General features: G+C 57.8%; 19 protein-coding genes and 2 pseudogenes. 11 read left to right on the top strand and 10 right to left on the bottom strand.

The features are described from left to right. Positions 1-177 precede the first annotated feature (177 nt). A complete protein-coding gene (locus tag ACR0DY_RS10130) occupies positions 178-1,881 on the top strand; it encodes a SulP family inorganic anion transporter (protein ID WP_480482162.1) in 1,704 nt (567 codons plus the stop codon). 17 nt (positions 1,882-1,898) lie between these two features. Here the strand turns inward: ACR0DY_RS10130 and ACR0DY_RS10125 are convergent. The 4 genes and pseudogenes from ACR0DY_RS10125 to ACR0DY_RS10110 all read right to left on the bottom strand — a co-directional run. Next, positions 1,899-2,072: pseudogene (locus ACR0DY_RS10125) on the bottom strand (D-lactate dehydrogenase); the annotation flags it as partial. 22 nt (positions 2,073-2,094) lie between these two features. Further along, positions 2,095-2,547 (bottom strand): annotated as a pseudogene (locus ACR0DY_RS10120) (integrase core domain-containing protein); the annotation flags it as partial. Between the two features lie 113 nt (positions 2,548-2,660). After that, the gene (locus ACR0DY_RS10115) at positions 2,661-3,227 is read right to left on the bottom strand and encodes a tetratricopeptide repeat protein (RefSeq protein WP_480482164.1); all 567 of its coding nucleotides are present in this window, start codon (positions 3,225-3,227) and stop codon (positions 2,661-2,663) included. A gap of 30 nt (positions 3,228-3,257) precedes the next feature. Then, positions 3,258-3,740 carry an Lrp/AsnC family transcriptional regulator gene (locus ACR0DY_RS10110; protein WP_480482166.1) on the bottom strand — a complete coding sequence of 161 codons (483 nt, stop codon included), beginning with the start codon at positions 3,738-3,740 and terminating at the stop codon, positions 3,258-3,260. Positions 3,741-3,848: 108 nt separating this feature from the next. Here ACR0DY_RS10110 and putA point away from each other — a divergent pair, with 108 nt between their 5' ends. Together putA and ACR0DY_RS10100 are read left to right on the top strand one after the other, a co-directional pair. Continuing rightward, positions 3,849-7,247: a bifunctional proline dehydrogenase/L-glutamate gamma-semialdehyde dehydrogenase PutA gene (gene putA, locus ACR0DY_RS10105; protein ID WP_480898199.1), complete on the top strand. Its 3,399-nt coding sequence runs from the start codon at positions 3,849-3,851 to the stop codon at positions 7,245-7,247. 42 nt (positions 7,248-7,289) lie between these two features. After that, complete coding sequence (locus ACR0DY_RS10100) at positions 7,290-8,033, top strand: rhomboid family intramembrane serine protease (protein WP_480519086.1); 744 nt, start codon at positions 7,290-7,292, stop codon at positions 8,031-8,033. Positions 8,034-8,051: 18 nt separating this feature from the next. Here ACR0DY_RS10100 and ACR0DY_RS10095 read toward each other — a convergent pair whose 3' ends face one another. After that, positions 8,052-8,837 (bottom strand): inositol monophosphatase family protein, encoded by a 786-nt coding sequence (locus ACR0DY_RS10095; RefSeq protein ID WP_480482172.1) that lies wholly within the window; start codon positions 8,835-8,837, stop codon positions 8,052-8,054. A gap of 98 nt (positions 8,838-8,935) precedes the next feature. After that, the gene (locus ACR0DY_RS10090; protein ID WP_480482174.1) at positions 8,936-9,841 is read right to left on the bottom strand and encodes a LysR family transcriptional regulator; all 906 of its coding nucleotides are present in this window, start codon (positions 9,839-9,841) and stop codon (positions 8,936-8,938) included. A 94-nt stretch (positions 9,842-9,935) separates the two neighbouring features. On the opposite strand from ACR0DY_RS10090, the gene metF reads away from it, so the two are divergent. Both metF and ACR0DY_RS10080 read left to right on the top strand, forming a co-directional pair. Beyond that, a complete protein-coding gene (gene metF / locus ACR0DY_RS10085) occupies positions 9,936-10,802 on the top strand; it encodes a methylenetetrahydrofolate reductase [NAD(P)H] (protein ID WP_480482176.1) in 867 nt (288 codons plus the stop codon). Positions 10,803-11,031: 229 nt separating this feature from the next. Continuing rightward, positions 11,032-11,697, top strand: coding sequence for a DnaJ domain-containing protein (locus ACR0DY_RS10080; RefSeq protein WP_480482178.1), 666 nt, complete (start codon positions 11,032-11,034; stop codon positions 11,695-11,697). A gap of 49 nt (positions 11,698-11,746) precedes the next feature. Here the strand turns inward: ACR0DY_RS10080 and ACR0DY_RS10075 are convergent, their stop codons facing one another. Next, positions 11,747-12,265 carry a YHS domain-containing (seleno)protein gene (locus ACR0DY_RS10075; RefSeq protein WP_480482180.1) on the bottom strand — a complete coding sequence of 173 codons (519 nt, stop codon included), beginning with the start codon at positions 12,263-12,265 and terminating at the stop codon, positions 11,747-11,749. A 248-nt stretch (positions 12,266-12,513) separates the two neighbouring features. Here ACR0DY_RS10075 and yghU point away from each other — a divergent pair, with 248 nt between their 5' ends. After that, positions 12,514-13,392, top strand: coding sequence for a glutathione-dependent disulfide-bond oxidoreductase (gene yghU / locus ACR0DY_RS10070; protein ID WP_480482182.1), 879 nt, complete (start codon positions 12,514-12,516; stop codon positions 13,390-13,392). Positions 13,393-13,451: 59 nt separating this feature from the next. On the opposite strand, the gene ACR0DY_RS10065 is transcribed toward yghU, so the two are convergent. Continuing rightward, positions 13,452-14,240, bottom strand: coding sequence for an SseB family protein (locus ACR0DY_RS10065; RefSeq protein WP_480487630.1), 789 nt, complete (start codon positions 14,238-14,240; stop codon positions 13,452-13,454). Continuing rightward, the gene (locus ACR0DY_RS10060; protein ID WP_480487628.1) at positions 14,233-14,820 is read right to left on the bottom strand and encodes a uracil-DNA glycosylase family protein; all 588 of its coding nucleotides are present in this window, start codon (positions 14,818-14,820) and stop codon (positions 14,233-14,235) included. Before ACR0DY_RS10060 ends, ACR0DY_RS10065 begins: the two co-directional genes overlap by 8 nt. 249 nt (positions 14,821-15,069) lie before the next feature. Here ACR0DY_RS10060 and ACR0DY_RS10055 point away from each other — a divergent pair, with 249 nt between their 5' ends. Genes ACR0DY_RS10055 through ACR0DY_RS10040 form a run of 4 tightly spaced genes read left to right on the top strand, consistent with a single transcriptional unit; the run spans position 15,070 to position 19,641 of the window. Continuing rightward, entirely contained in the window at positions 15,070-15,729 is a 660-nt protein-coding gene (locus ACR0DY_RS10055; protein ID WP_209504732.1) for an ABC transporter ATP-binding protein, read from the top strand. Next, on the top strand, positions 15,707-17,290 hold the full coding sequence (locus ACR0DY_RS10050; RefSeq protein ID WP_480539274.1) for a capsule biosynthesis protein: 1,584 nt from the start codon (positions 15,707-15,709) through the stop codon (positions 17,288-17,290). Before ACR0DY_RS10055 ends, ACR0DY_RS10050 begins: the two co-directional genes overlap by 23 nt. Before the next feature lie 5 nt (positions 17,291-17,295). Further along, positions 17,296-18,129 (top strand): 3-deoxy-8-phosphooctulonate synthase, encoded by an 834-nt coding sequence (gene kdsA / locus ACR0DY_RS10045; protein WP_480546123.1) that lies wholly within the window; start codon positions 17,296-17,298, stop codon positions 18,127-18,129. A gap of 15 nt (positions 18,130-18,144) precedes the next feature. After that, positions 18,145-19,641, top strand: coding sequence for a phosphomannomutase/phosphoglucomutase (locus ACR0DY_RS10040; RefSeq protein WP_480487623.1), 1,497 nt, complete (start codon positions 18,145-18,147; stop codon positions 19,639-19,641). Between the two features lie 47 nt (positions 19,642-19,688). Here ACR0DY_RS10040 and ACR0DY_RS10035 read toward each other — a convergent pair whose 3' ends face one another. Further along, entirely contained in the window at positions 19,689-21,644 is a 1,956-nt protein-coding gene (locus tag ACR0DY_RS10035; protein ID WP_480898196.1) for an AsmA family protein, read from the bottom strand. A 95-nt stretch (positions 21,645-21,739) separates the two neighbouring features. On the opposite strand from ACR0DY_RS10035, the gene rimO reads away from it, so the two are divergent. After that, positions 21,740-23,128 carry a 30S ribosomal protein S12 methylthiotransferase RimO gene (gene rimO / locus ACR0DY_RS10030; RefSeq protein WP_480546125.1) on the top strand — a complete coding sequence of 463 codons (1,389 nt, stop codon included), beginning with the start codon at positions 21,740-21,742 and terminating at the stop codon, positions 23,126-23,128. Positions 23,129-23,149: the final 21 nt, after the last annotated feature.

Here is a 23,149-nt window from a genome sequence, read left to right as displayed (position 1 = left end):
TTTACCCCTGATCGGCAGTTTGCGAAATTGGGGGATTCCCGTAGTTCGGCGAAAATAACTGAAAAACTGGAAAAAGAGGCACGTCAGACCACACAATTTACCTGTGATAATTTGCCTGTAAGATAGCCCGACGGTTCGAACATTCGGTTCGCTGGTTGAATGGGTATAGGGTAACCCATGAAAAAACAGGACAGAAATCAGAGAGCGGCGCGTCTGCAAATCCTGCAGGGCATTCTGCCTGTTGACCGCGCGCGCCTTCCGGCGGAAATGCTGGCTGGTCTGAGTTTTGCCTGCCTCGCGATCCCCGAAGTCATGGGTTACACCAAAATCGCCGGCACTCCGGTCATGTCCGGGCTGTATACGATCCTGATTCCCATGGCTCTGTTTGCGCTGTTCGGATCGTCCCGACACCTTGTTGTCGGTGCCGATTCGGCGACAGCAGCCATCACCGCCTCGGGACTGGCGGGCTTGGCGATGTCCGGAACGTCTGAGTATCTGGCACTGGCGTCCTTGCTGGCGCTTATGGCTGCCATGCTTTTGATTGCCGCGCGTGTCATCGGGCTGGGGTTTCTGGCTGATTTTCTGTCCAGAACGGTATTGGTCGGCTTTCTGACCGGCGTGGGCATTCAGGTTGCAACGGGTCAAATCCCCGGATTGTTGGGCATCGAATCCGCTGGGCACGGAACACTTGCAAGGTTGAAGGACGTTTACTTCAACATATCCAACGTCAACTGGCCAACCGTGATCGTCTCATCAGCCGTGTTAGGCATTGTCCTGGGATGCACAAGACTGTCGCGCAAAATCCCGGGGCCATTGGTTGCCATTGTCGGGGTGATCCTGTGCAGTTGGGCCTTTTCATTCAACATTTCCGGAATCTCGGTGTTGGGAGAGGTTGTCGGCGGTTTGCCCTCGTTCTCGATCCCGGACGTGCAGTGGAGCTGGACCTTGTTCAAACAATTGCTCCCCACGGCCTTGTCTATCTTCGTTGTTATTCTGGCACAAAGCGCCGCAACATCACGGGCATACGCCTCGAGATATGATGAGACTTTCAACGAAAACACGGACCTGATCGGACTGGGTCTTGCGAACTTCGGAGCCGCATTCACGGGGACATTCGTGGTCAATGGCAGCCCCACAAAGACCGAGATGGTCGCCAGCGCCGGAGGGCGCAGCCAGGTGGCGCAACTGACAACAGTGGTAATAGTCCTGTTGGTTATCCTGTTTCTGACCAAGCCTTTAGCCTATCTTCCCACAGCAGCACTTTCGGCCATCGTTTTCCTGATCGGTCTCAAGCTGATCGACCTGCACGGAATGGCAACAATTTACAGGCAGGCCCGGTCCGAGTTCTGGGTTGCCACGGCAACCGCCACCGTGGTTGTTCTGGTTGGTGTCGAGCAAGGCGTCATTTTTGCCATGGTCCTGTCTTTGGTCGACCACACACGCCGGGGATACCACCCAAAGAATTCGGTAGTATTGCGTACCGAGTCCGGTGGCTGGCGTTCAAAGGGATTGGAAGCACCAAACCAATTCGAGCCCGGTCTGGTAATCTACCGGTTTTCCCACGGCATGTACTACGCGAACATGCAGATATTCACCGAGGAAGTCACAACAATCGTTCAGAACGCAGACGGAAAACTGACATGGTTCTGCATCGACGCCTCGGCAATTGACGTTGTCGATTTCACAGCCGGGTTCACGTTGCGCAGTATCGCCAATTTCCTGCAATCCAAGGGGATACGGCTGGTTTTCACGCTGGTCGAGCCAGACGTGAAAGCCGAGTTGGATCGCTACGGTGTAACAGAACTGGTTGGCGAAACTGCGTTCTATGAAAACGGCAAAGCTCTGCTGGATGCCTATCACATGCGCCCAAGTCCCATCTGACATTGTCACCGGTAGGTTCACGCCTTGGACATCTTCCCGACCCCCGGATTGAAAGAGTTGGTCGGATCACAGGATTTGTAATGCGCCGCCAAATCGGGTTTGGCTTTGTACAAGTGGCCCACATTGTGTTCGGCAGGATATTCAAAAAGGGTCAGCATAGCCGCCTTCAGCGCCTTCGGCGGCGTGCCCCTATCGGGTGGTCCGGTTTGTTTGTTACTGCACCGTGGGCCTCTGGTCTATTGGGACGATTATTTCGGGCGCAGGCCGGCGGTAGCCCAACGCGCTGTGCGGCCTGACGGAGTGATAGTGGACACGACATTGCTCAATCAGGATTTGCGCCTTCCTTAGGCTGTAGAAGATTTCACCGTTGAGCAGCTCATCCCGGAACCGGGCGTTGAAGCTTATGCAATGGCCGTTCTCCTAGGGTGATCCCGGCTCGATTTAAGCCGTCTTCGCCCCGACAGCTGTGATCCACCCTCGCAGCTTCTGGGCGACAAATCCCGGCCCATTGTCGGATCTTATGTATTCCGGCGGGCCGCGGAGGATGAACAGGTCAGCCAATGCATTCAGCGCATCGGTTGAGTTGAACTTGCGATCGACACGGATCATCAGCCCCTCGTTGGTGTATTCGCCAATGATGCTCAGCGTTCGATAGACGCGCCCATCAGCCAGAAGTCATGCCATTGGATAGCCAGTGAACAACTCGGGTGGGTCCAACACGACCAGTTTGCTTGCAAATAGGTTCGGTTTCCCATTGCGGTTCTTTCGAAAACCCGGCGTCAGATATCTTGACCGGGCGGTTCCAAAAGACCGCCGGGTTCCAACAATGCCCGCTCTGACAGCCATGGGTTAAGTTCTAGCGCTTCGGCAAGTGCCGCGCGCGCGTCGTCAAGGCGCTTCAGACCCAACAGTGACAAGGCGCGCCCGCTCAGCGCACCTATATGGTTCGGCGACAACTCGATCGTGACATTCAGATCCTGCAAGGCAGCAGCGAAGTCTTGTCGAAGATAGTTCACAAACGCACGCTGATTGTAGCCTTCGGCGTAGTTCGGGCAGTATTCGACAAGCTGGTCAAGCTCGTCCAACGCGCCCGGTAAATCCCAGGCCTCCCGCCGCGCCATTCCTCGGTCCAGCAAGCCTTGTGCACGCGCATCTGGCGCATCGGTCCAAAGCTCCCACATCTGGTTGGAAATAGCGCGCGCATCACTTTGCGATTCTGCCTTCTGAACCTGATTGATTAGCGCATCCACACCTTCTGAATGATCCGGAGAATCAGGGCAGGACTGGGCGTGCGCCGCGCAGGACAAGGCAACAACAGCAAGAGCGGCGAGGAAAGCGTGTATCATGTACCAAGGATGGCTCGTAATCCCGATCCGTCAAGCCTGATGCTCGAACCCACCCAAACTGCCGGTTTCCTTAACCGCCTCCATCGCCACAAAGGTCGAGGTGCTGGCGACATGCGGCAAGGATGAAATCTTTTCGGCCAGAACACGACGATACTCTGACATGGTGGCTGTGCGGACCTTCAACAAATAGTCGAAATTCGAAGCGATCATATGGGCTTGCTCGACCTCGGCAGTTTTTCGGACAGCCGCGTTGAACTCGGCCAGTGCCTTTTCGCGGGTATCGGTCAGACGCACCTCGACAAAGGCAACGTGGTCCAGCCCCAGTCTGATCGGATCCAGCATCGCCCGGTATCCCTTGATCACCCCGCTTGCTTCAAGCCGTTTCAGGCGCGCCTGTGTCGGTGATTTCGACAGACCGATTTCGCGTGCAAGATCGGCGACCGAAATGCGCCCATCCTCGGCCAGAATTCTCAGAATCGACCGGTCAAACCGGTCCAGGTCGGGAAAGTTCATTTGCGCTGCCTTCTGGCGAAATTTCAGGTATTCCGCCTTCAATTACCGTAAACTCAGGCGATTGTCCTGAGTTTTCGCAGTTATATTGGCACAAAGACCGGAGGACCCATGTCTCATACCCTGCGTACATTAATCGACACCTCAACCTATGCTGACCAGTCGGCGATCCTTGAAACCCTGATCTCTCAGGCCAGCCTGAGCGCCACGGACCGCGGCGCCATCAGCGCCGCTGCCGCGCAGCTTGTGCGCGACATCCGATCCAGCACGTCTCCGAGGTTGATGGAGGTGTTTTTGGCCGAATACGGCCTGTCCACCGACGAAGGCGTCGCCCTGATGTGCCTGGCCGAGGCGCTGTTGCGCGTGCCGGATGCCGACACGATTGACGCGTTGATTGAAGACAAAATCGCCCCTTCGGATTGGGGTAAGCATCTTGGGCACTCGTCTTCATCCTTGGTGAACGCCTCAACCTGGGCACTGATGCTGACGGGCAAGGTTCTGGACGAAGGCAAGACCTCGCCTGTTGGCGCCCTGCGCGGGGCCATCAAGCGATTGGGGGAACCCGTGATCCGTACCGCCGTGTCGCGGGCGATGAAGGAAATGGGGCGGCAATTCGTGTTGGGTGAATCCATTCACGCTGCGATGGAACGCGCGCGCGGGATGGAAAGCAAGGGATATACCTACTCTTACGACATGCTGGGAGAGGCCGCGCGAACCGAGGCGGACGCCGCGCGTTATCACCTGTCGTATTCACGCGCCATCTCGGCCATCGCCGAAGCCTGCACCCATGATGATATCCGCGCCAACCCCGGCATTTCGGTCAAGTTGTCGGCCCTGCACCCCCGCTATGAACTGGCACAAGAAAAGCGGGTGATGGATGAACTGGTTCCACGCCTGCGGGCGCTGGCCCTTTTGGCTAAGGCCGCTGGCATGGGGCTAAACGTCGACGCCGAAGAGGCGGATCGCCTGTCTTTGTCATTGCAGGTGATTGAGGCGGTGATGTCCGATCCGGCTCTGGCCGGCTGGGAGGGGTTTGGCATCGTGGTTCAGGCCTATGGGCCACGCGCTTCGCTGGTTCTGGACACGCTCTATGACATGGCTGAACGCCACGATCGCAAGCTGATGGTGCGTCTGGTCAAAGGCGCCTATTGGGACACCGAGATCAAACGCGCGCAGGTCGAAGGCGTGGATGGCTTTCCCGTCTTCACGCACAAGGCGGTCACGGACGTGTCCTATATCGCCAATGCGCGCAAATTGCTGGGCATGACAAACCGGATCTATCCGCAATTCGCCACCCACAACGCCCATACAGTCAGCGCCATCCTGCACATGGCCGAAGGTCAGCCTTTTGAGTTCCAGCGCCTGCATGGCATGGGCGAGACATTGCATCAGCTTGTGATGAACAGGCAGAAAACGCGCTGTCGCATCTACGCACCGGTTGGTGCGCATCGTGACTTGCTGGCCTACCTTGTGCGGCGTCTGCTGGAAAACGGGGCAAACTCATCCTTCGTCAACCAGATTGTCGACGAAAACGTCCCGCCGGAAGTGGTTGCCGCAGATCCGTTTGTTACTGTTCAAACGCCCCCACCCCCTTTGCCCACCGGCCCCGAACTGTTCCAGCCGGATCGCCCCAATTCCATGGGATTCGATCTTCACCACACTCCGACGCTGGACAAGGTTGATGCAGCGCGGGACCAGTTCCGTGCATATCACTGGTATGCACAGCCCTTGCTGGCTGACGCTGCAAAACCCCGGGCGGATGAGCCGGTAGTCAACCCGGCAAATCCTGCCGACAAACCAGGTGCGGTCGCCTCGGCAAGTGACGCGGATGTTGAACTGGCGCTGGCTTCGGCAAAGCCGTGGCAGGCCCCGGCAGCCGAACGTGCCCGCATCCTGAACTCTGCTGCCGATCTTTATGAATCGCATTACGGCGAGTTGTTCGCCCTGCTGGCGCGCGAGGCTGGCAAATCGCTGCCTGACGCCGTGGCGGAACTGCGTGAGGCGGTGGATTTCCTGCGCTACTACGCCGCCAACATACCTGATGCCGAGCCCGCTGGCGTATTCACCTGCATCAGCCCTTGGAACTTCCCGCTGGCGATTTTCTCAGGGCAGATATCGGCAGCTTTGGCGACCGGGAACGCCGTTTTGGCCAAGCCTGCGCCGCAAACACCCCTGATCGCACACCGCGCCGTTCAATTGCTGCATGAGGCCGGTGTGCCGCGCGACGCGCTGCAATTGCTGCCGGGTGGTCCGACCGTGGGCGCGGCGCTGACATCGGATGCGCGCGTTTCTGGCGTGGCCTTCACCGGCTCGACAACGACCGCTCTCAGAATCCGGTCGGCAATGGCTGGGGCCATGCGCCCCGGCACGCCGCTGATCGCAGAAACTGGCGGCCTGAACGCTATGATCGTCGACAGCACCGCACTTCCCGAACAGGCCGTGCAATCGATCATTGAAAGCGCTTTTCAGTCCGCGGGTCAGCGGTGTTCGGCACTGCGATGCCTGTACCTGCAACAGGATATCGCAGATGACGTGCTGACCATGCTCAAAGGGGCAATGGATGCCCTGCGCATCGGGGACCCCTGGCTGATCTCTACCGATTGCGGCCCGGTGATCGACGCGCAGGCCCGGCAGGTCATCGCTGATCACGTCGCCACGGCACGGGCCGAAGGGCGCGTTCTGAAAGAGCTGCCGCTACCACCCGAAGGTATCTTTGTTGCCCCCACGTTGATCGAAATCTCGGGCATTGCCGCGCTGGAGCGCGAAATATTTGGCCCCGTATTGCACGTGGCAAGGTTCAAAGCGCAGGAGATCGACAAGGTCATCGCGGATATCAACGCCACCGGATACGGGCTGACCTTTGGCCTGCAAACCCGGATCGACGACCGGGTGCAGCATGTGACCGAAGCAATCCATGCCGGAAACATCTATGTAAACCGCAATCAGATCGGTGCCATCGTTGGCTCCCAACCTTTTGGCGGTGAAGGGCTGTCAGGCACCGGCCCGAAGGCGGGCGGCCCGAATTACATGGCCAGGTTCTGTGCACCGGATCGACAAACCACAGATGAGAATTGGAAAAACTTAGCAGACCTACCTGCCCCTCAAGGCCAGCCTGCCCCAATCCAAACCCGTTCTCTGCCCGGCCCAACCGGAGAATCGAACCGGCTAAGCGAATATCCCCGCGCGCCTCTTCTGTGCATGGGGCCGGGGGAAGCAGCAGCGCGCGCGCAGGCTGACGCCGTACAGGCGCTGGGTGGAACGGCCATTCAGGCAACCGGAATGCTTGACCTTCATCGGTTGGAGAACCTGACCGATATCTCTGGTGTCCTTTGGTGGGGCGACGCTGAAACCGCGCACCAGATCGAACAGCATCTGGCCCGCCGGGACGGCCCCATTCTGCCCCTGATTCCCGGCAGACCCGACCGCGCGCGCGTGTTGGGTGAGCGCCATGTGTGTGTCGATACGACCGCAGCTGGCGGAAACGCTGCGTTGTTGGGAGGTGCGGCATAAGCTTGCCTTGACGCTGGGCGCGCAAAAGCCCAGCGTCACCTCATGTTTCCGATACGTGACCATAACCCCTCGGGGCGCACGCCTTATGTTGTCTACGTCTTATTGGCGGCCAACATCCTGATCTTCCTCAGCTATGTGGGGATCATGAATGATGCGCCACTTATCAACCGGCTGTTCTTCGACTATGCCATCATCCCGGCGCGGGTCAGCGACGGGGTTGGTCTGGAAACCCTTGTGACGTCCATGTTCCTGCATGGGGGATGGATGCATCTGGCCGGGAACATGCTGTTCTTGTGGATATTCGGCGACAATCTGGAAGACGAAATGGGCCATCTACCCTTTTTGCTGTTCTACCTGGTCGCAGGTATCGGCGCAGGTCTGATCCATGTGGTTACAGGGCCGGACTCTCAGGTGCCTACCGTCGGCGCCTCGGGCGCGATTGCGGGTGTCATGGGGGGATACCTGCTGCTGTTTCCCAAGGCGCGTGTCGATATTCTGCTGATCCTGGTTGTCTATTTCAGGGTCTTTACCATCCCCGCCTTCATCATGCTGGGCGTATGGCTAGCGATACAGTTCTTTGGCAGCGTCACCAGCAACCCGGACGAAGGCGGTATCGCCTACTGGGCCCATACCGGCGGGTTTGCCGTGGGGTTGATCCTATGCGTACCATTGTGGCTGCGGCGCGGTGGAGTGCAATTCTGGAACCGCACGCACGGGCACCCGCCCCACCCAGAGACAAAGTACAAGCTGTCGCAGTCTCGTATACCGCGCGTTCCGCGTCGATAAAGCTGGGCTAAGGGGCGATCAGCCCCGGATGACTTTGGCGAATTGATCAAAGATCGGTTCATTCGAACAGATCACTTCACCATCTTCCAGCGCGTTACCCTCGGGGTTCAGGGCCTGGACGAAGCCGCCCGCCTCTTTCACGATGATGATACCGGCGGCGACATCCCACGCGTTCAGGCGGCGTTCCCAGAAGCCTTCGTACCGGCCCGCAGCCACATATGCCATGTCAAGCGCCGCAGCACCCCAACGGCGCACACCGGCGCAAGCGGGCATCAGACGCGCCAAATCCTGCAGGGTTGCAGGCAGGTCAGAACGACCCCCAAAGGGCAGGCCGGTTGCAAAGATCGATTCTATCATGCGGTGACGCCCCGACACTCGAATTCGGGTGTCGTTCATCCACGCGCCCTCGCCTTTTTCGGCAAAGAATATCTCATCCTTGGCGGCGTCATAGATCACGCCGGCTACGATCTTGCCTTTGTGCTCCAGCGCGATGGAAATCGCCCAGTGCGGCAGGCCATGCAGAAAATTGGTGGTGCCGTCCAACGGGTCAACGATCCAGCGGCGGGTCGGGTCTTCTCCGTCGATGGAGCCACCCTCTTCAGCCAGCCAGCCATAGGTCGGGCGTGCGCCCAGCAACTCGTCCTTCAGGATGGCTTCGGCCGCGATATCGGCCTTAGACACAAAGTCACCAGCGCCTTTCATCGACACCTGCAGATTCTCGACTTCACGAAAGTCCTTGACCAAAGAACGCCCCGCCTTGCGCGCGGCCTTGATCATGATGTTGAGATTTGCACTGCCAACCATTGTAAAAAGGCTCCTGTCCGGTCAAACCGCGCGTATACTGCCGCAAGGCTTCCTTGCCAAGAGGAATGATGTGCATAACAGACCCGCAGAAAACGCCTCTACCGGGATTGCAGCTTGCGCGCCTCTTCGCGGGCCAGTTTCACCAGTTCCTGCACATAGGGCTTGTCCAGATCTTCTGATCGGACCGCTGCATAAAGGCGACGCGTGATCCCCTCTTTGGTCAGGGGGCGGGTCACATAGTCCGAGTTGTATTTGACCTCGCGCACGACCCAATCCGGCAGAACCGAGATGCCTCGGTTTGAGGCCACCAGAAGCAGGATGACAGCTGTCAGTTCCACCTGCCTGATTGAGGCGGGTTCGACCCGTGCAGGGATCAACAATTGGCTGAACACATCCAGACGTGTGCGTTCCACCGGGTAGGTGATCAGGGTCTGGCCTCGGAAATCCTCAGCCTCGACATAGGCTTTTTCCGCCAGTGGATGGGCTGATGCAGCGACAAAGACGGGGTTGTAGTCAAACAGCTCCACAAACTCGACACCCGGCAGGTCTTCGGGATCGGATGAGACCACCAGATCAACCTCTTCCTTCTGCAAGGCTGGCAGGGCGTCGAAGGCCAGACCGGGTCGGATATCGACATCCACGTCGCCCCAGGATTTCCTGAAGGATTCAAGAACCGGAAACAGCCATTCGAAACACGCGTGGCATTCGATGGCGATATGCATCCGCCCGGTACGCCCGTCCCGCAGCGATGAAAACTCATTCTGTGCCGCCTCGACCTGCGGCAGGATCTGTTCGGCCAACCGCAGCAGGCGCAAACCGGCGGCTGACAGCTTCATCGGCTTTGAACGTCGCAGAAACAGCTCGACCCCGGCCTGATCCTCCAACCCTTTGATCTGATGACTCAATGCGGATTGAGTGATGTTCAACTGGTCGGCAGCACGTGCCAACCCACCGCATTCATGGATCGCCTTGATGGTACGCAGGTGCCGGAATTCAATGTGCATCTCAAGTATCGTTCATGTTGTTGTTGAATAATATGAGTTTGTCTCACAATGCCCGTCATGGCACAAGATAGTCAGTTGATCCAGTGAGGCAGCCATGTCCAAACCCGAAATTTCATTCGAGTTCTTTCCGCCCAAGACTCTGGAGGCTTCTTTCCGCCTTTGGGATACGGTCCAGACATTGGCACCGCTGGAGCCCCGTTTTGTTTCCGTCACCTACGGTGCAGGCGGTACGACCCGGGAACTGACGCGCGACGCGGTCGCAACCCTGCATAAATCCTCTGGCCTGAACGTCGCTGCGCATCTGACCTGTGTTGACGCTTCGCGGCAGGAAACGCTGGAAATCGCCGACACATTCGCACGTGCGGGCGTGCAGGACATCGTGGCCCTGCGGGGCGACCCGCCGAAAGGGCATGATCGGTTCGTACCGCACCCCGAAGGCTTTAACAGTTCGATTGAGTTGATTGAGGCGCTGGCTGAAACCGAAATGTTCAGCATCCGTGTCGGGGCTTATCCTGACAAGCACCCTGAAGCTGCGGACATGTCAGCAGACGTGGATTGGCTGAAGGCCAAACTTGACGCGGGCGCTGACGAAGCGCTGACGCAATTCTTCTTCGAGGCCGAAACCTTCTTCCGTTTCCGTGACGCCTGCGCCAAGGCAGGTATCGACAAACCGATCGTGCCGGGCATTCTGCCTATTGAAAACTGGGCAGGTGCGCGCAAGTTCGCCAAAAGCTGCGGCACGCATATTCCCGATTGGGTCGAACACGCCTTTGAAAAGGCCGTGCGCGACGGGCGTGAGGATCTGCTGGCAACTGCGATCTGCACCGAGTTGTGCTCGGACCTGATCGAAGGTGGCGTGGACAAGCTGCATTTCTATACCCTGAACCGCCCGGAATTGACGCGCGATGTGTGCTTTGCCCTTGGGATCACGCCGCAGGTCGATCTTCAAAACGTCGCCTGACAACTGAAAAATCCAATGATTCGCCCGGGTTACTAACTTGTCCGGGCGTTTTCCTTTTCTTGTGCGTGACCTGTATCACAGTTACATCCGTGAATTCACGCCTTTGCGGAACAATGGATTCTTCGCATCGCGATTGTTGTCAGCTTCCCTCTCAATCAACAGTGAAATTTGACAAAACCATGCCCTCGGCAACACTAGGGGTGTGTAGTTTTTAATGAGTGTTTTGAGTATGGAACCTGTCGATAAGGTCAGGGCACGCACGGATGCCCTGGCAGATCTGGGCCTGAACCCGTCTGCCAATTCCAGTGAAATACGAGAGGCGTGGCGTCACATCGCCTTTCACACGCATCCTGATCACAAGGAAGGCGACAGTTCCGGGTTTTCACGCGCCAAGGCAGCCTATGATTTTCTGCGCAAAGAAGGGCTGGCGACAAAGGGCGGTGCCGCTGCTGGCCCGCCACAACCACGTCGGGCACGGTTGAAGAAACGAATCATCGAGCTTCCGCAGGAGGATATTGCCGCATGCGAGGCGATGCTGAATCCCGGGCAGGCGCTGTCGCATATGAACAGTCAGACTGGTATTCAACCCAAATGCGGCAGTGATGTTGCTGACCATGTTCCCGACGCGGTCGGATGCTATGGGCGGCACCTGACTTACTTTGTCACGACACCGGTCAATCAGGGCGCAAATCGTGTGGCTTTGCCAACGACCGTTCTGACCAGTGCGCGGCACACCACAGCGGAAATCCTGAGCTTTCAATCCAGCGATACGGGCGCCGGGGAAGTTGTCATTCCCGATACTATCCGCGAAAGCAAGTTTCCGGGTGCCAAGAGCGTCAGGATCCGGTTTGACGCGGATCAGGCGATACGGGATCAATTCTGGCTTGCAGGCTGAACGAAAAAGCCCGGCTGGTTAAGCCGGGCTTTGTGCATTTGCGGCCAGGTCAGTTTTTCACCGGACCTTCCGAGGTAAATTTCGGGATCACGCTGGTCGAGGCGTCAGACGGCTCGATACCCGGCCAGTTGCCTTCAGCAAGGTTGATGTTGCCCGGAATGTCTTCTTCGAAGAACCCGACGACCACATCCGTGATGTTGAGATACAGCTTGTCGTCAACGATCCGCCACAAGTTCGGGTTTGCCGGAACCTTGCCACCGCGCGACACGCCATAGGCGCAGTGCCCATCATATTGCGGCGCATAATAGGCCGGGTTTTCCAGAAATTTGTCGCGGTTTTCCTCGGACGAGAATGCCCAGGTTGCACCATTGTATTCGGCAGTAATGCTGGCATTGCCACGCACGCCTTCGTTCTGTGGCTGACCTACCGGTACCTGATCCAGGTTGCGATAGGCGACAACATCATACCCCGAGACGGCAAACCCTGTGCCGTCAATATATTGCGGCCCGGCAAATGCCGGAACGGCCAGGGCCATGGCCGCAGCAAAGGTCAAAGCAAAGCGTTTCATGTAGTTTATCCTTTTCGTTCCAGCGGTATCGGTGACGCCGTGATGGCAGGTCTGGCAAAACAATATGCGATTCCCATTCTGTTCGTAGCCCTCCTCGCGCCGCTGTGACCCCTCTCGAGCAAACGTGAGAGTTTGGTCGCGGATTATTACAAATTATGCCGGAAAAGCTGGGTTGGACTCGGCGGATTGCAACACTACCTGTAAGACTGCATCGAACGCGGCCCGGACAAAGGCATGAAAGGCAAGAAATGAGCGACCAATCTTCGTATACCCCACCAGCAGTCTGGACATGGGACAGTGAAAGTGGCGGACAGTTCGCCAACATTAACCGACCTATTGCCGGAGCAACCCATGACAAGGACTTGCCGGTTGGACGTCACCCTTTGCAGTTGTATTCCCTTGCCACGCCCAACGGTGTCAAAGTCACGGTAATGCTGGAAGAGTTGCTGGCATTGGGTCACGAAGGTGCTGAATACAACGCCTGGCTGATCAACATCGGCGATGGCGACCAGTTCGGTTCAGGGTTTGTCGAGGCCAACCCAAACTCGAAAATTCCGGCCCTTTGGGATCGCTCTGGCGACAAGCCGGTTCGGGTGTTTGAAAGTGCCTCGATCCTGTTTCATCTGGCTGAGAAGTTTGGAGAGTTTCTGCCCGCGTCCGGGCCGGAACGGACCGAAGTCATGAACTGGCTATTCTGGCAAATGGGCAGCGCCCCTTATCTGGGCGGCGGGTTTGGCCATTTCTACGCCTACGCGCCCGAAAAGTGGGAATACCCGATCAACCGCTTTGCGATGGAGGCAAAACGCCAGCTGGACGTTCTGGACAGGGAACTGGCGAACAAGACCTATATCGCGGGCGAGGAATATACGATTGCCGACATGGCGATCTGGCCGTGGTACGGTCAACTGGTTCTGGGCCGTCTGTATAGCGCGGCAGAGTTCCTTGACGCGGAATCCTACAAGAACGTGGTGCGCTGGGCCAAGGCGATTGACGCACGGCCTGCGGTTCAGCGTGGCCGTATGGTCAACCGCGCCTTTGGCGAGCCGCACACGCAGCTTCACGAGCGTCACGACGCCAGTGATTTCGAAACACGTACGCAGGACAAACTGGAAGCTGCTGCGGAATAGCAGAGTCCCATCCTAGTGACACGCGGTGCATTGTGCGCCGCGTGTTTGCGTTTTGGCCGTTACTTCAGAATTGGCGGTTTCGCGGGATTGCTGCCCGGAACCTCGCGCACCAGATCTGCAACCTGCGGTTCGGGCAGGTCAAAGCGAAGCCCCGTCTTCGCCAGCAGCGCGGCAGCGGCGTCATCTGTGGCAAAGAACCCGACATCCATCGCCCCCGCTTCGATCCCCGAAAACGTCAACGCCTCTGAAGCTGCCTTGGCCAGCGCTGGCTCGGCCCCCTCGACCGCACCGACAAACCCCAGCAAATGACCCTGAGCGCCCGCCTCGGATTTCGTGGCGACCAGATAGGCTGCACTGGCAAGCCCACCAGCAGTTGCCAGTTTTGCATCAAGGGCGGTCAACAGGCTGTCCGGCAAACCGGCGGGAGGCATGAACTCGGCCAGCTTTTCCTCGACCTCTTTGGGGCCATGCTGCAACGTTTCGGCCAGCCAGCCCAAGGCCTCGGCAGGCACCAGCATGGATGATGGCGCAGTTTCCAGGTTCAGGCCCAGCCCGATACCCTGCCCTGCCAGCATCCCCGACAACACGCGCCCCGACAGCGCAACATAAGGCACGGGCCGCCCGGCAAACCGCGCCAATCGTTCCTCGCGGTCGAAAGCCAACACAAAGCGCCCGTCGGCCACATCGAACACTTCGGGCGAGATGTTTTCGCCCACCGCTTCTTCGGTCAGCATCAAGAACAGCTCACTATCAGCAAGCCGTTCAAAAAACTGCAGACGGGCAGCATCGTTCTGCGGATCTGCCAGCATCGCGGCATGCGCCGTGTCCAACGCTGTGGTTTCAGTCATTCAGCACCTCTTGGACCCGCGCGCGCAGAACCGGCAGCAGTTCTGCCTCGAACCACGGGTTTTTCTTTACCCATGCCGTATTCCGCCAGGACGGATGAGGCAAGGCAAAGACCCGCGGCGCATGGTCCTGCCAGTTCCGAACGGTGTCCGTCACCGACCCCCGCGCACCCAGATGATATTTATGCGCATGACTACCGACCAACACCGTCAACGGCACCTGCCCCAGTTCCTGCATCACCCTGTCATGCCAGGTTTTACCGCATATCGCGGGCGGAGGAAGGTCCGCGCCGCGGGCATCATAGCCGGGGAAACAGAATGCCATGGGCACAATCGACACGAGGTCACGATCATAAAAAACAGGTTCATTGACCCCAAGCCATTGGCGAAGCCTGTCGCCTGACGGGTCTGTAAAGGGCCGCCCTGACTCGTGCACGCGCGCACCCGGTGCCTGCCCCGCGACCAGGATGGGTGTTCCGCGCCGAAACCAAACCACCGGGCGGGGTTCATGGGCTGTTTTGGTTTGCGCAAAGGACGCGGCGCACAGGCGGCACGCACGGATTTCGCCATCTAAATCTTTCATCTTGTTGCAAAACCTCCCAAAGCTGCTTTGCAAGGATCGGGTGTGAAACCACATAATAATGGTGCGGTAGATTTCTAGAAGTGCAGCGGAATTGCCGACAACCGATCAGTTGTTTGAGGGGTCGGCAGCAATGCATTGAACATTTGTTTCATAATTCGACATAATGTAGCCAACATGGAACGGTAAAAACCATCCTTTCTGACCGCCTGAAAGCGCGGCGACACAACGGAAACGAGCAGCAGGCCCCGAATGCTAGAGTTCGACAATGTCAGCAAGTCCTTCTGGACCGGGACGCGCCGCAAGGTGATCCTGGACCGGGTCTCGTTCCGTGTCGAACTGGGCACGTCGCTGGGCGTTCTGGCCCCGAATGGTACTGGCAAAACCACGCTGATCAACATGATGGCCGGTCTGGAAAAACCCGACGAGGGTGTGATCCGCCGCGAATGCCGGGTCTCGTTCCCCATGGGTTTCACCGGGGGTGTAACCGGCAAGTTGTCGGCGCTTGAGAACGCGCGATACATCGCCAAGATTTACGGCATGGACCCGGACTATGTTGAGGCGTATTGCAAATGGCTCTGCGGTTTGGGTGAATATTTCGAACAGCCGCTGTCCACCTATTCTTCGGGGATGCGGTCACGATTCACGTTTTCTTTGATGCTGGCGCTGGATTTCGACATGTATCTTGTCGATGAAGGGATGCCAGCGTCTACAGATGTTGAATTCAACGAAAAAGCAGGGGCGATCCTGAAGGAAAGGTTGCGCACCACGACATTGGTGATCGTGTCGCACAGCCCGACTGTTTTGGAAAAATTCGCTCAGCAGGCCGCCGTTCTGCTGGACGGGCAATTGTACATGTTTGACTCCTTGGAAGAGGCAAAGCAGCTATATGACTACGAAACCCAAGGTTAGAAAGTACAACTGGCGCAGCAATCGACAGGTGGACGATTCGGCCGAGGCGCGAGCGGATGCAATCTCGCGCATACGGGGCGCGACGCAAGGTCAGGCGCCGGCGGCCGAGGCCCAGCCAGGCACGCAAATTGACGACATCAAGCGCGAAGGCCTGACAGGCCGCCAGTTGCGTATTGCGCGTAAACTCGCGCAGAAACACGGACTGGCAGCAACATCGGACTATGATGCGGTGCGCTTGCTGCGCAAGAAAGGCATTGATCCGTTTCAGCGCACGAACCTTCTTGATCTTGCCGCGGCAAAGCCCTCGGCACAGGGCGACAGTTCGAAGGTCAAAGACAAGATCAGCATTCAGTTGCCGCAATCCGTAGGCGCAAGCACGCCAAACCTTCCGGGACCCGAGCTCAGCCCGGCTGAGCGGCGGAACCTTGAAATCGGTCAGATTCAGAAGGACATCGCGCGCCGACGCAGGCGTAAACTGTTTGGCCTGTTCGCGCGTCTGGCCGCCTTTGTGTTTCTGCCGACCTTTGTTGTGGGGTTCTATTTCTATCGCATCGCCACCCCGATGTATGCCAGCGATTCCGAGTTTCTGATCCTGCAAGCCGATGGCGGGCCGGGTTCCATCGGCGGGCTGCTTGCCGGGACGCAATTCGCCACCACGCAGGATTCAATCTCGGTTCAATCTTTCCTGGAATCGAAAGAGGCCTTGTTGCTGCTGGATCGAGACGCCGGTTTTTCTGATGTCTTCAAGCAGGAAGTGATTGATCCGATTCAAAGGCTATCACCCGACGCCACGCTGGAAGACGCATACAAGCTGTTCAAACGCATGATTACAATCGGGTATGATCCAACCGAAGGGGTCATCCGGATGGAGGTTGTTGCACCAGACGCACAGACCTCGACCGAGTTCTCGGAGCGTTTGATTTCTTACGCCGAAGCCCGGGTGAATGCCCTGTCCGGCAAGAAGCGCGAAGACCAGATGCGCGACGCATTGGAAAGCTTTGAAGCGGCGCAGGAGGCGCGGCGGCAGGCGCAGGAGGAATTGATCGAACTTCAGCTTCAAGGGGCGGTACTGGACCCCGAGAATGTCATTGCCAGCCTCCGCGCCCGCATCAACGAGATCGAGATATTGGTGCAGGACAAAGAGCTTGAACTTGCCGCCCTGCAAGACAACCTGCGTCCGAACAAAGCCAAGGTCGACGGCGTCAAGGCTGACATTGCCCGGCTTGAAAAGGTGCTGGAACAACTAAATGCCGAGATGCAGGATGCTTCCGATGGCGAAAATTCGCTGGCGCGGTTGAGCGTGCGCATCCAGATCGCTCAGGCGGATCTGGCGGCACGGGACATGATGCTGCAAACGGCAATGCAGCAAATGGAATCGACCCGATCCGAAGCTAACCGGCAGGTGCGTTACCTGACCGTCTCGGTGAACCCGATCCCAAGTCAGGAACCCAGCTATCCGCGCAAGTTCGAAAATACGATTTTGGCATTCCTGTTGTTTGCTGGTATCTACCTCATGATCTCGCTTACCGCGTCGGTCCTTCGTGAACAGGTATCCTCATAAGACTCATGAAACATGTAAAAATCTCCGACCTGACAGTCGGCAACGACCTTCCGCTGACCATCATTGCAGGCCCTTGCCAGCTTGAAACGGCAGACCACGCACAGATGATTGCTGGCAAGATGAAAGAGGCCTGCGATGCAGCCGGTGCGCAATATGTCTTCAAGGCATCTTATGACAAGGCGAACCGGACCTCGCTGTCCGGCAAGCGCGGCATGGGCATTGATGCGGGGTTGCAGGTTCTGGACGGTATCCGCAAGACAATGGGCATACCGGTCCTGACCGATGTTCATACCGAAGCGCAGTGCGCCATCGCTGCCAAGGCGGTAGATGTCCTGCAAATCCCGGCGTTCTTGTGCCGCCAGACGGATATGCTGCTGGCTGCGGGCAATACGGGAGCAGTGGTCAATGTGAAAAAGGGTCAGTTTCTCGCGCCGTGGGAGATGCCCAATATCGTGTCCAAGATCGAAAGCACGGGGAATCATAATATCCTGCTGACCGAACGTGGCACTTCGTTCGGCTATAACACACTGGTGGCTGATATGCGGTCCCTGCCGCAAATGGCCCAGACCGGGTATCCAGTAGTGATGGATGCGACCCATTCCGTGCAGCAACCGGGCGGAAAAGGTGGCTCCTCGGGTGGGCAACGCGAATTTGCTCCGGTCATGGCGCGCGCCGCCGTGTCGCTGGGTATTGGCGCGGTGTTCATTGAAACACACCAGGATCCGGACAATGCTCCTTCGGACGGGCCCAACATGATTCCGTTGGATCAGATGCCCCAACTCATTGACACTTTGATGCGCTTTGATGCGCTGGCCAAAGCTGATCCTATTCAGATTTAACGACTGAGACTTGTTATGACCAAACCAATTCCCGAGGTAACACCAAATACCTGGAGCTTTCTGCGTGACGCGATGATCAAACCCACCGGGTTTCGCGAATATGACGCCCGCTGGAAATATCCGGAAGAGATCAACCTGCCGGGCATGACGGCGCTGGGCCTTGGGCTGGGTACTCAAATGCGCAGGCGCGGGATCGAGCCCGTGATCGCTGTCGGCAATGACTACCGTGATTACTCATTGGCGATCAAAAACGCCCTGATCCTGGGATTGATGCAGGCCGGTATCCGCGTGAAAGATATTGGCCCTGCGCTTAGCCCGATGGCCTATTTCGCACAGTTTCATCTGGATGTACCGGCCGTGGCGATGGTTACGGCCAGCCACAATCCAAACGGCTGGACCGGTGTAAAAATGGGCTTTGACCGTCCTTTGACACACGGCCCCGACGAGATGTCTGAATTGCGCGACATCGTTCTGAACGGCGAAGGTCAGACGCATGAGGGTGGATCTTGGGAATTCGTCGAGGGCGTGAAAGAAGCCTATATTGACGACCTCGTCGGCGATTTCAAAATGTCCCGCCCGCTAAAGGTTGTCTGCGCAACCGGAAACGGCACCGCTTCGGCCTTTGCGCCCGAGATCTTCGAACGTATGGGGGTTGAGGTCGTCCCCAGCCATAACCGGCTGGATTACACTTTCCCAAACTACAACCCGAACCCCGAAGCGATGGAAATGCTGCATGACATGGCGGCAACGGTAAAATCCAGCGGTGCCGATCTGGCACTTGGGTTTGATGGTGACGGTGATCGCTGTGGCGTCGTCGATGATGAAGGCGAAGAGATCTTTGCCGACAAGGTGGGTGTGATCATGGCCCGCGATCTGGCCAAGCTGCACCCCGGATCGACCTTTGTCGCTGATGTGAAATCCACCGGCCTGTTTGCCAGCGATCCCGAGTTGCAGGCCCTTGGCGTCAAGGCGGATTACTGGAAAACCGGCCACAGCCACATGAAACGGCGCGTCAAGGAAATCGGTGCGCTGGCTGGGTTCGAAAAGTCAGGCCACTACTTTTTAGCCGAACCGGTGGGGCGCGGTTATGACTGCGGAATGCGCGTCGCGGTCGAGATCTGCAAGCTGATGGACCGCAACCCGGATCAAAGCATGTCCGACCTGCGCAAGGCGCTGCCCAAGACATGGTCGACGCCCACCATGTCACCTTATGCAGCAGATACCGAAAAATACGATATCCTGCAGCGTCTGGTCGACAAGCTCGTTGCCAAAAGCGAAGCTAGTGAGACATTTGCTGGCCGTGCGATCAAAGAGGTCGTTACGGTGAACGGCGCACGTGTCATTCTGGACAATGGCAGCTGGGGGCTGGTGCGGGCTTCATCCAACACACCCAATCTGGTGGTCGTCTGTGAAAGCAGCGAAAGCGAGGCTGAGATGCGGGCGATCTTTGCCGATATCGATGCGGTGATCCGAACCGAACCCGGTGTTGGCGATTACGACCAGACCATCTGAAGAAAACTGCTTGGGGCATATCTGATCGCCCCAAGCGCAACACTTGCTCAGTTGCCGCCAAACAGTTTGAGCAGCCCTTTCTTCGCCTCTTCTTCAAGCTTGTTCTTAAGCGCATCTTCGATCTGATCGCTGTCCGTGATGGTGGTATCCAGCTCGTTTCCAACCTTTTCGAAAACTTTCTGTTTCGCGTCGTTTTCCAGCTCCTTGACCTTCACATCTGCCGCTGCTTCGATGACCTTGGTCAGATCCGGCTTGATTGACGGGTTGCTCCACGGGCCAACGATACGCACAGGCACCGATATGCCCTGCCCCGAATTGGCCCGCAAAGCTACGGGCGTGAACAGATAATCGATATTGCGCGCACCCAGACCCACGACCCCCTGACCATCGGCGCGGAAATTCTTAAGCGACATAAGCAGATCGTTATTTGTCAATACACCCTGATCGATGGTAAAGTTGGCCGACAGGCTGTTGAACACCGTTGTTCCGCCAGATCCGGTCCCCTGCCCCATAAGTCGATCCAGATCGAAACCGGATATTACCCCCGTCCCGACATCCAGATTTCCCTTACCGCTGAGAGACCGCATGATCTGATCCTCAGACCGACCGACACCCAGAAACTCAATGGTTCCTGCCGCGGTTCCCGACAGGCGTTCGACACCGGCCAGTGTCGACAACGCCTGTTTCAGATCAATCTCACTTGCCGTCACCTTGCCGCCCACGGACAGGCCATTGCGATTGTTGGCAACCACCTGTCCGTTCAACTGACCCGAAAACAACGTCGCCGGATGCATCGCAAGAACCGCCCGCGCGCGATCCAGTGTCAGTGTCAGGTCACTTTTCCCAAACGTCATGCCGGGAACGGCGATTGAGTTGGCCGTCAGGCGAATATTGCCATTCGCCAAAGCCAACGCGGATGCGTCGATTGGGTCTTTTGACCAACCTTCCTGAGCTGGTGAGGCAGGTTGAGACGCGCCACCCGACCCGGTGCCGGTTTCGGATATCTTCGACAGGTCCAGATCGCCCGCATCCAGGCGTGCGACGATCTGAGGGGGATCGGAAATGGTGATATCCGCCTCTCCGACAAACCGGTTGCCATCCAACTGCGCTGTCATATTTCGCAGGGAAATCCGACCGTCCCGCGTATAGGTCATTTGCGCAGAGATATCGGCAACGTTACCCAATCCAGACGGCACAGTCACGCCCGCCTGACCGAAGGCCGCCAGCATCTTTTCTGTATCTTGGGTGATGATCTTTGTGGTTCCGTCCATCTCTCCGGCCAGATTGACGTGGCCGTCAAAGCCGATCTTGCCGCCCGGTGCAGTCAGGGCCAATTCAAGCGCGGTTACGGACCCTGCGGCAAAGGCTGGCAAGTCCGGAATCTTCAGATCGACCTGAACAGCACCTCCGGGTACAGGCATTGATGCCTCCATTACCATCGGTGCAGTGACCTGAGGCCAACTGGCCGACAAGGTTACATCAGGAAAGTCCATCTGCGTGGCACCGTCTTCCACATAGATCAGTCGCGCATTATTAAGCTGCAACTCTTCCAAAGTTACGGCCGACGATGCGCTGGCCGGAACCGTCCCTGCAGACGGTGTGGCCGTCGCGGTGGTCACAGGCGCGCTCAGCTCCCAGTTTCCGCGCCCTTGCGAACGCTCCAGCCGCAGCACCGGGTTTTCCGCGAAAACGCGTTTGATCCGCAGATCCCCATTCAAAAGCGCAGCAGCATCCACGCCCACGGCAAGGCTATCAGCGCTCAGCATCGGCTCTGGCCCGGCCCAGCTGGCGTTCCCAAAACGCACGGGCCCGGTTTCCATCCCCAGCACCGGCCAGAACGACAGGCGCACGTCGCCGCTCAATCTCAGTTCGCGCCCGGTCTGGGCTTTGACCTGCTCAGCCAGAATCGCGCCAAGCTTGTCTCCGGGCATCAGCAAAAGCGCGCCAATTACCAGCGCAATCACTGCCACAACAATAAACAGGATGCGTATCAGCCATTTCATGATCTGCTCTCCGCCTTTTGGCTTGTCTTTGCCGCGATCATTCAAATCGCACGTCACATTTGCAAGAGGAAGCTTTCCCCACTATATGCCGCGCCATGACGACGAACCCGCCAAACCTCCGCCCCGACCTGGCTCCGGCCGCCCGGATCACCGAGACACCCCGTTCAAACCAGCCGACGATCGGCATGGTGTCGCTGGGCTGTCCAAAAGCTTTGGTCGACAGCGAACGCATTCTGACCCGGCTTCGTGCTGAAGGATACGGCATTTCGCCCGATTATGCCGGGGCCGATGCCGTCATTGTGAACACCTGCGGGTTCCTCGACAGCGCCAAGGCGGAATCGCTGGACGCAATCGGAGAGGCGCTGGTTGAAAACGGCAAGGTCATCGTCACCGGCTGTCTGGGGGCCGAACCGGATTACATCCGCGAGCACCACCCCCGCATCATGGCGGTCACCGGTCCGCATCAGTACGAACAGGTACTGGATGCGGTTCACGCCGCCGTTCCCCCTGACCCTGACCCGTTCGTCGATCTGCTGCCCGCCAGCAGTGTTCGACTGACCCCCCGCCACTACAGTTATCTGAAGATCTCAGAGGGCTGTAACCACAAATGCAAGTTCTGCATCATCCCCGATATGCGGGGAAAACTGGCCAGCCGTCCGGCCCATGCGGTTCTGCGCGAGGCGGAAAAGCTGGTCGAAAATGGCGTGCGTGAACTGTTGGTGATCTCGCAGGATACTTCGGCCTATGGGCTGGATCGGAAATACGATGTGAACCCGTGGAAAGACCGCGAGGTGCGCAGCCACATCACCGATCTGGCCCGAGAACTGGGTCAGATGGATGCCTGGGTACGGCTGCACTATGTCTATCCCTATCCGCATGTGCGCGAGTTGATCCCGCTGATGGCGGACGCCGGGTCCAACATACTGCCCTATCTGGATATCCCGTTCCAGCACGCCCACCCGGATGTTCTGAAACGGATGGCCCGCCCCGCCGCAGCGGCCAAAACTCTGGACGAAATTCAGGCCTGGCGCGCAATCTGTCCCGATATCACCCTGCGTTCGACCTTTATCGTCGGTTACCCGGGTGAGACCGAGGCCGAATTCCAAACCCTGCTGGACTGGATGGACGAGGCGCAACTGGATCGTGTCGGCTGTTTTCAATACGAAAACGTGGATGGTGCGCGCTCAAACGACCTGCCTGATCATGTCCCGGCCGAAATCAAGCAAGAGCGGTGGGATCGCTTCATGGAAAAGGCTCAGGCCATTTCAGATGCCAAGTTGCAAGCTAAAGTCGGACAAACGCTTCAAGTAATCGTTGACGAAGTGGATGACGAAGCCGCCACCTGCCGCACCAAATCGGACGCGCCCGAGATCGACGGTAACCTGTTCATTGACGAGGGCTTCGAAGGCCTCAAACCCGGCGATATCGTCACGGTCGAAGTGGACGAGGCGGGGGAATACGATCTGTGGGGGAAACCCGTTTGACGCCAGTAACCTGCCCATAAT

The sequence above is a fragment of the Ruegeria sp. O6 genome, assembly GCF_056535045.1.
Note: the sequence above shows the minus strand (reverse complement) of the source record. Positions and strands in the feature narration are given on the sequence as shown.

Excerpts from the sequence above, each read along its gene's own strand:
- ACR0DY_RS10130 (WP_480482162.1), top strand. The coding sequence starts at position 178 with ATGAAAAAACAGGACAGAAATCAGAGAGCGGCGCGTCTGCAAATCCTG.
- ACR0DY_RS10100 (WP_480519086.1), top strand. The coding sequence starts at position 7,290 with ATGTTTCCGATACGTGACCATAACCCCTCGGGGCGCACGCCTTATGTT.
- kdsA (WP_480546123.1), top strand. The coding sequence starts at position 17,296 with ATGAAACATGTAAAAATCTCCGACCTGACAGTCGGCAACGACCTTCCG.
- ACR0DY_RS10110 (WP_480482166.1), bottom strand. The coding sequence starts at position 3,740 with ATGAACTTTCCCGACCTGGACCGGTTTGACCGGTCGATTCTGAGAATT.
- yghU (WP_480482182.1), top strand. The coding sequence starts at position 12,514 with ATGAGCGACCAATCTTCGTATACCCCACCAGCAGTCTGGACATGGGAC.
- ACR0DY_RS10075 (WP_480482180.1), bottom strand. The coding sequence starts at position 12,265 with ATGAAACGCTTTGCTTTGACCTTTGCTGCGGCCATGGCCCTGGCCGTT.
- ACR0DY_RS10095 (WP_480482172.1), bottom strand. The coding sequence starts at position 8,837 with ATGGTTGGCAGTGCAAATCTCAACATCATGATCAAGGCCGCGCGCAAG.
- ACR0DY_RS10035 (WP_480898196.1), bottom strand. The coding sequence starts at position 21,644 with ATGAAATGGCTGATACGCATCCTGTTTATTGTTGTGGCAGTGATTGCG.
- ACR0DY_RS10065 (WP_480487630.1), bottom strand. The coding sequence starts at position 14,240 with ATGACTGAAACCACAGCGTTGGACACGGCGCATGCCGCGATGCTGGCA.
- putA (WP_480898199.1), top strand. The coding sequence starts at position 3,849 with ATGTCTCATACCCTGCGTACATTAATCGACACCTCAACCTATGCTGAC.
- rimO (WP_480546125.1), top strand. The coding sequence starts at position 21,740 with ATGACGACGAACCCGCCAAACCTCCGCCCCGACCTGGCTCCGGCCGCC.
- ACR0DY_RS10055 (WP_209504732.1), top strand. The coding sequence starts at position 15,070 with ATGCTAGAGTTCGACAATGTCAGCAAGTCCTTCTGGACCGGGACGCGC.
- ACR0DY_RS10080 (WP_480482178.1), top strand. The coding sequence starts at position 11,032 with ATGGAACCTGTCGATAAGGTCAGGGCACGCACGGATGCCCTGGCAGAT.
- ACR0DY_RS10060 (WP_480487628.1), bottom strand. The coding sequence starts at position 14,820 with ATGAAAGATTTAGATGGCGAAATCCGTGCGTGCCGCCTGTGCGCCGCG.
- ACR0DY_RS10115 (WP_480482164.1), bottom strand. The coding sequence starts at position 3,227 with ATGATACACGCTTTCCTCGCCGCTCTTGCTGTTGTTGCCTTGTCCTGC.
- ACR0DY_RS10050 (WP_480539274.1), top strand. The coding sequence starts at position 15,707 with ATGACTACGAAACCCAAGGTTAGAAAGTACAACTGGCGCAGCAATCGA.
- ACR0DY_RS10040 (WP_480487623.1), top strand. The coding sequence starts at position 18,145 with ATGACCAAACCAATTCCCGAGGTAACACCAAATACCTGGAGCTTTCTG.
- metF (WP_480482176.1), top strand. The coding sequence starts at position 9,936 with ATGTCCAAACCCGAAATTTCATTCGAGTTCTTTCCGCCCAAGACTCTG.
- ACR0DY_RS10090 (WP_480482174.1), bottom strand. The coding sequence starts at position 9,841 with ATGCACATTGAATTCCGGCACCTGCGTACCATCAAGGCGATCCATGAA.